Annotated in this window: 3 protein-coding genes; 1 reads left to right on the top strand and 2 read right to left on the bottom strand. The window is 71.8% G+C overall.

Annotated features, from left to right (window positions below):
• Positions 1-86 precede the first annotated feature (86 nt).
• Together AB0H57_RS32240 and AB0H57_RS32235 are read right to left on the bottom strand one after the other, a co-directional pair.
• Positions 87-2,576 carry a DNA topoisomerase IV subunit A gene (locus AB0H57_RS32240; protein WP_357512455.1) on the bottom strand — a complete coding sequence of 830 codons (2,490 nt, stop codon included), beginning with the start codon at positions 2,574-2,576 and terminating at the stop codon, positions 87-89.
• Between the two features lie 31 nt (positions 2,577-2,607).
• Positions 2,608-4,665: a DNA topoisomerase IV subunit B gene (locus AB0H57_RS32235; protein WP_357512453.1), complete on the bottom strand. Its 2,058-nt coding sequence runs from the start codon at positions 4,663-4,665 to the stop codon at positions 2,608-2,610.
• 373 nt (positions 4,666-5,038) lie between these two features.
• Between AB0H57_RS32235 and AB0H57_RS32230 the strand changes: the two genes are divergently transcribed.
• The gene (locus AB0H57_RS32230; RefSeq protein ID WP_357512451.1) at positions 5,039-6,292 is read left to right on the top strand and encodes a hypothetical protein; all 1,254 of its coding nucleotides are present in this window, start codon (positions 5,039-5,041) and stop codon (positions 6,290-6,292) included.
• The last annotated feature ends 421 nt before the right edge of the window (positions 6,293-6,713 follow it).

The following is a 6,713-nucleotide window of genomic DNA, read 5'->3' as shown; positions in this document are numbered from 1 at the left end:
GGCATCGACACCGGCTACGGCTGGGGCATCAACGACCCCGGCGGCTCCCAGGACTACGTGAACCGGCGGGCCCCCTCGCCTGCGGGTCAGTTGCGTTCGATGTGGTGGCCGATGACGGTGGGGCCGAGCATCACCGCGAAGCCGGAGCCGTCGCGGCGGGGATCCGCCGGGGGCAGCTCCACCGGATCGCCGTTGCCGGTGGCGGCGACCGGGCGGGGGCCGATCCAGGCCGCCGTCAGGTCCACCTCGCCCTTGAGGAAGCGCTGGGCGCGTACGCCGCCGGTCGCCCGGCCCTTCGCCGGGTACGCCGCGAACGGCGTCACCTTGACCGTGGCGCCGGTGGAGGTGACCACCATCGGCCTGCCGTGCCCCGGATCGTCGGTGCGGATCGCGCCGAAGAACATCACCCGGGCGTCGGCCGGCAGGTTGATGCCGGCCATGCCGCCGCCCTTGAGCCCCTGCGGCCGGACCAGCGACGCGGCGAAGCGCAGCAGCGACGCCTCCGAGGAGACGAACGCCAAGGTCTCCTGACCGTCGGTCAGCCAGCTCGCCCCGACCACCTCGTCCCCCTCGCGCAACGAGATCACCTCGAACTCGTCGGAGCGGACCGGCCACTCCGGGGCGCAGACCTTCACCACACCCTGCCGGGTGCCCAGCGCCAGGCCCGGCGACCCCTGCGCCGACGGGCCGAGCGGGGCCAGGCCGACCACCGTCTCCCCCGGCTCCAGCGGCACCAGCTCGGCGGCGGACATGCCGCCGCGCACCGACACCGTGCCGGAGTGCTCGGGCAGCACCGGCAGCGGCAGCACGTCGATCTTGAACGCCCGGCCGGCGCTGGTCACCAGCAGCACCCGGCCCCGGGCGGTGGAGTGCACCATGGCGCGTACCGCGTCGTGCTTGACCCGGCCGCTGCGCCGGCGCCCCTCGACCGCCTCCTCCGACTCGGCCGCGGTCCGGGCCACCAGCCCGGTGGCCGACAGGATCACCTGGCACGGGTCGTCGGCGACCTCCAGCGGGCCGGCCGGCACCGAGGCGGCGAGCACCTCCTTCAGGTCGCCGTCGACCAGCGTGGTGCGCCGCTCGGCGCCGAACTGCTTGCCCACGGCGGCCAACTCGTCGGAGACCACCTTCTTGAGCACCTTGGGGTCGTCGAGGATCTTCGACAGCTCGGCGATCTCGCCGCGCAACTTCTCCTGCTCGGCCTCCAGCTCCAGCCGGTCGTACCTGGTCAACCGGCGCAGCGGGGTGTCCAGGATGTAGCTGGCCTGGATCTCGGAGAGCTTGAACTTCTGCATCAGGCCGTCCTTGGCGGCCTGGGCGTCCTCGCTGGCCCGGATCAGCTTGACCACCCGGTCGATGTCGAGCAGGGCGATCAGCAGGCCGTCGACCAGGTGCAGCCGCTCCTCGCGCTTGCGCCTGCGGTACGCGCTGCGCCGGGTGACCACCTCGTACCGGTGGGCGAGGAAGACCTCCAGCAGGGCCTTCAGCCCCAGGGTCTGCGGCTGCCCGTCCACCAGCACCAGGTTGTTCACGCCGAAGGACTGCTCCAGCGGGGTGAGCCGGTAGAGGTCGGCGAGCAACGCCTGCGGGTTCACCCCGACCTTGCACTCGACGACCAGCCGGGTGCCGTTCTCCCGGTCGGTGAGGTCCTTGACGTCGGCGATGCCGGTGAGCCGCTTGGTCTTGGTGACCTCGTTGGTGATCGCCGCGATGACCTTCTCCGCGCCGACCCCGTACGGCAGCTCGACCACGGTGATCGCCTGCCGGCCGCGGCTGCCCTCCAGCGGCCCGATCTCCACCTTGCCGCGCATCCGCACCACGCCGCGCCCGGTCTCGTACGCCCGGCGCACCTCGTCCAGGCCGAGCAGCAGCCCGCCGGTGGGCAGGTCGGGGCCGGGGACGAACTCCATCAGCCGGTCCAGCGTGGCGTCCGGGTGGTTGATCAGCCAGCGGGCGGCCTGGACGACCTCGCCGAGGTTGTGCGGGATCATGTTGGTGGCCATCCCGACCGCGATCCCGGACGCGCCGTTGACCAGCAGGTTGGGGAAGGCGGCCGGGAGGACGGTCGGCTGGGTCAGCGAGCCGTCGTAGTTCGGCTCGACGTCGACGGTGTCCTCGCCGAGCTCACCGACGAGCGACATGGCTGGGCGGGAGAGCCGACACTCGGTATATCTCGCGGCTGCCGGTCCATCGTCTGGGCTGCCAAAGTTTCCATGCCCGTCGATGAGTGGCGTGTTCAGCGAGAAGTCCTGCGCGAGCCGAACCAGCGCGTCGTAGATGGCGGTGTCGCCGTGCGGGTGGTAACGACCCATCACATCACCGACCACGCGGGCCGACTTCACGTGCGAACGGTCCGGCCGGAATCCGTTCTCGTGCATCGAGTACAGGATGCGCCGGTGCACCGGCTTCAACCCGTCCCGGGCGTCGGGCAGGGCGCGGGAGTGGATGACCGAGAAGGCGTACTCCAGGTAGGAGTCGGAGACCTCGGTGACCAGCGGGTTGTCGAAGACCCGCGCGCCGGCCTGGTCGAAGGCGGAGAGGTCCGCCTTGGCGCGGTCGTCCTTGCGGCGTGCCATGGTTCAGCTTTCCCTTCGAAGAACCCGGTGGTCAGGCGTCGATGGCTTCGCGGTCGACCCGGTCGGCCGAGTCGATGAGCCAGTTGCGGCGGGGTTCGACCTTCTCCCCCATCAGCAGCTCGAGGATCCGCTCGGCGGCCTCGACGTCGTCGAGGGTGATCCGGCGGACCGCCCGGGTGGCCGGGTTCATGGTGGTCTCCCAGAGCTCGTCGGCGTCCATCTCGCCGAGGCCCTTGAACCGCGGGATCGGGGTGACGATCTGCTTGCCGGCCTTCTCCAGCTTGCGGACCGTCGCCTCCATCTCGGCCTGGGTGTAGGTGTAGATGGTCTGCGGGTTGCGGCCCTTCGTGGTGATCTTGTGCAGGGGCGGCATCGCGGCGTAGAGCCGGCCGGCCTCGATCAGCGGCCGCATGTACCGGGCGAAGAGCGTGATCAGCAGGGTACGGATGTGCGCGCCGTCGACGTCCGCATCGGCCATGATCAGCACCCGGCCGTAGCGCATGGCGGAGAGGTCGAAGGTACGGCCGGAGCCCGCGCCGAGCACCTGCACGATCGCCGCGCACTCGACGTTGTCGAGCACCTGCTGGAGGTTGGCCTTCTGCACGTTGAGGATCTTGCCGCGAATCGGAAGAAGCGCCTGATATTCGGCAGAACGAGCAAGTCGCCCTGTCCCCAATGCGCTGTCCCCTTCCACGATGAACAGCTCACTTCTTTCGATGCCTGCGGCCCGGCAGTCGACCAGCTTGGCCGGCATGGCCGCGCCCTCCAAGGCGGTCTTGCGCCGGGCGGCGTCCTTCTGCTGCTTCTGGGTCAGCCGGACCCGGGCCGCGTCGACGATCTTCTGGAGCACCGTGCGGGCCTCGGCCCTGGTCCGCCGGTCGTCCAGCCACGCCTTGAGGTGCTGCTCGACCAGGCCCTGCACCACCTTGGTGATGCCGGCGGTGGAGAGCTCGTCCTTGGTCTGCGAGGTGAACTGCGGCTCGGGGATGCGCACGTGCACCACGGCGGTCATGCCCTCCAGGACGTCGTCCAGGGTGGGCGCGTCCTCCTTGGGCTTGAGCAGGCCGCGGGCGCTGCGGGCGGCCTCGGCCAGGGTGCGGACCAGGGCCCGCTCGAAGCCCTTGCGGTGGGTGCCGCCGTGCGCGTTGCGGATGGTGTTGGTGAAGCACTCGACGGTGCGCTCGTAGCCGGTGCCCCAGCGCAGCGCGATCTCGACCTCGGCCCGGCGCTGCACGTTGGACTGCATGACGCCGTTGGCGTCGGCGGCGTTCTCCCGGTAGGTGCCCTCGCCGGTGACCAGCAGGGTGCCGGAGACCGGCCGGTCGCCGGCCGGGGCCAGGAACTCGACCATGTCGGTGAGGCCGTCGGGGTAGTGGAAGCGCTCCTCGGCCGGCTCCTCGGCGGTCTCGTCGCGCAGCCGGTAGTCCACCCCGGGCACCAGGAAGGCGGTGTTGCGCAGCTTCATCCGGACGGTCGCCACGTCGAGCGCCGCGCCGGTCTCGAAGTAGCGGGCGTCGTGCCAGTAGCGGATGGAGGTGCCGGTGCGCTGGCCGCGCTTCATCGCGCCGACGATCTGCAGGCCCGGGCCGGGGGTGAAGGGCGCGTCGGGGCCGTCGCCGTCGAAGATCCCCGGCACGCCGTGCCGGAACGACATCGCGTGGATCTTGCCGCCGCGGCGGACCGTGACGTCGAACCGGCGGGAGAGCGCGTTGACCGCGGAGGCACCCACGCCGTGCAGGCCGCCGGAGGTCTTGTATCCCGAGCCGCCGAACTTGCCACCGGCGTGCAGCCGGGTGAGCACCAGCTCGACGCCGGAGATGCCGGACTTGGCGTGCACGTCGGTGGGGATGCCGCGCCCGTCGTCGTCGACCCGCACCGAGCCGTCGGCGTGCAGGGTCACCTCGATCTTCTTGGCGTGACCGGCGACACCCTCGTCGGTGGAGTTGTCGAGGATCTCGTTGACGAGGTGGCCCACGCCACGGCTGTCGGTGGAGCCGATGTACATGCCCGGACGCTTCCGGACGGCGTCGAGGCCCTCCAGGTGGGTCAGGTCGTCGGCCCCATACAGGGTCTCAGGCTGTGCGGTCAACTGGTCGTACTCCCCGGTCTCGCGGTGTGCTGCCGTTCACCGTCGGCGATCTCACTGGCTCGATCCCCACGCGGCGCGCCGCAGCGAGCCTAGTCGGACGTTGGGACAACCTCGCGGTGCCGGTCCGTCCCGACCGGCCGTGTCAGCACAACGTCCGGCCCGGCCGGCCTCCTCCGGCCGGCGGGGTGACCTTCGTCGCGGGGCGGCCGAGCACACCCGGACACGGCGGACGCCGGGCGCGCGGGGGGACGGTGCGCCGGGTCGATCGGGGCGGGGCGGGATGCCCAGCCATTGACGCCCGTCACACGCCCGTGATCTGATCGCCTTCTCAGAGAATCTTTCGCATTTCCATACGTTGATGGGGAGGTCGCGGATGTCCGTGTTCCGTCGTACCGCGCTGGCGGCGGCGCTGGCCGTCGCCTCGGTGGCCCTGCCGCCCGCGGTGGCGCCCGCGCCGGCCGCCGCGGCGCTGCCCACCGCCGCCGTGGCGCTCGGCGACAGTTTCATCAGCGGGGAGGGCGCCGGGGCGTACTCCCCGGTGGTGGACCTGAGCGGGGTGGCCCAGCCCTTCCCGGGCTGGTCCGCGCCGAACAACAATGCGTACTTCTGCCACCGGTCGCCGAACGCCTCGCTGTTCCAGGCCGCCCTGCCGGGCATCCAGGCCCGGTTCAACCTGGCCTGTTCGGGCGGGCAGCCCCAGGACATCGGCAACGCCTCGGCGAGCCGTACCGGCGGGCGGCAGGTGGCCGCGCAGCTCGACCAGCTCCGCGCGGTCGGGCAGACCCACGACATCGACCTGATGCTGATCGGCCTGGGCTCGAACAACAGCTCGTTCACCTTCGGCGCGGTGGCGGAGAAGTGCGCCAACCGGTTCATCGCCGACGCCTGGACCGGGTGGTGGGAGTTCTGGGCGTACCTCGGCGGCCCGGTGGAGCAGAAGCCCTGCACGGACGCCGACCTGGCCACCGCGGCGCAGTGGACCGCCGCGACGGCGGAGACCACCGCGGCGGTCCGCCAGATCCTGACCGCCCTCGACCAGATCGACGCGGACGGCCAGCACCGGATCGTGTTCCAGGACTACACCAACCCGCTCCCGCCCGAGCTTGCGTCGAACTTCTGGACCGAGGACAGCCGGGACGACACCCGGGACAAGTTCCGGGCGCTGGGCGCCGAGCGGTACGCGGGCGGCTGCCCGATCCACCGGGCCAGCCTGGCCCCCGGCCACCGCTTCTCGCAGGGCCTCGGCACGCTGGTCAACTCGGTACGCGGCACGCTGGCCGCGGAGTTCCCGGCCGCCGACCTGGTCTACCTGAACGTGCAGCGGGCCTTCGACGGCGCCCGCCTCTGCGAGCAGTCGGGCAGCCCGGCCGGCTCGCTGGCCACCCCGATCCGGCTCCAGGACGGCGCCACCGGGGTCTTCGTGACCAGCCTCGCCGGCTACGACAAGCTGGACATCCAGCGGATCGCCAACACCTGTGGCACGTACTTCCAGACCTGCCAGGAGTCCTGGCACCCGAACGCCGCCGGCCACCAGGTGCTGGGCCGCTGCCTCGCCGGGGCGGCCACCGCCACGGCGCGGGCGGTCGCCTGCGTCCGGGCGCCCGACGGCACGGTGACGGTGAGCTGACGGCTCCGCCGGGATGGGCGGCGCCCCGGGCCGGGTCCGGCCCGGGGCGCCGCTGCGGTCGGCGCGCGGCCCGCGCGGCGTGCCCAGTGAGGGCCGCCCACGGCAGGCCGGCCGCGAACCGCGCCAGCGTGGTGGTCCACGGCACGATCCGCCGCTGGTCGGCGGAGCCGACGGCGTACAGCGCGCCGCCCTCGATCCACCACCGGGGCACTCAGTCCCCGAGGGGCACCGGGCGGGGCAGCCGGCCGGCGTACATCCCGAGCAGTTCGGGCTGCACGGCCTGTGGTTCTTCCATGTCTCCCCCGTTCGGTCGGCAGCTGCCGACCGGGGCTATTCGCAGGTGCCGCATCAAGCATCTCTGACGCTCTTAGGGTTGCTATGGTGGACGACCTATGAACTTGAAGGAGTGGGCGGCGTCGCA

The sequence above is a fragment of the Micromonospora sp. NPDC050686 genome (genome assembly GCF_040654475.1).
Lineage (GTDB): Bacteria > Actinomycetota > Actinomycetes > Mycobacteriales > Micromonosporaceae > Micromonospora.
This window is presented reverse-complemented; position numbering and strand designations above follow the sequence as displayed.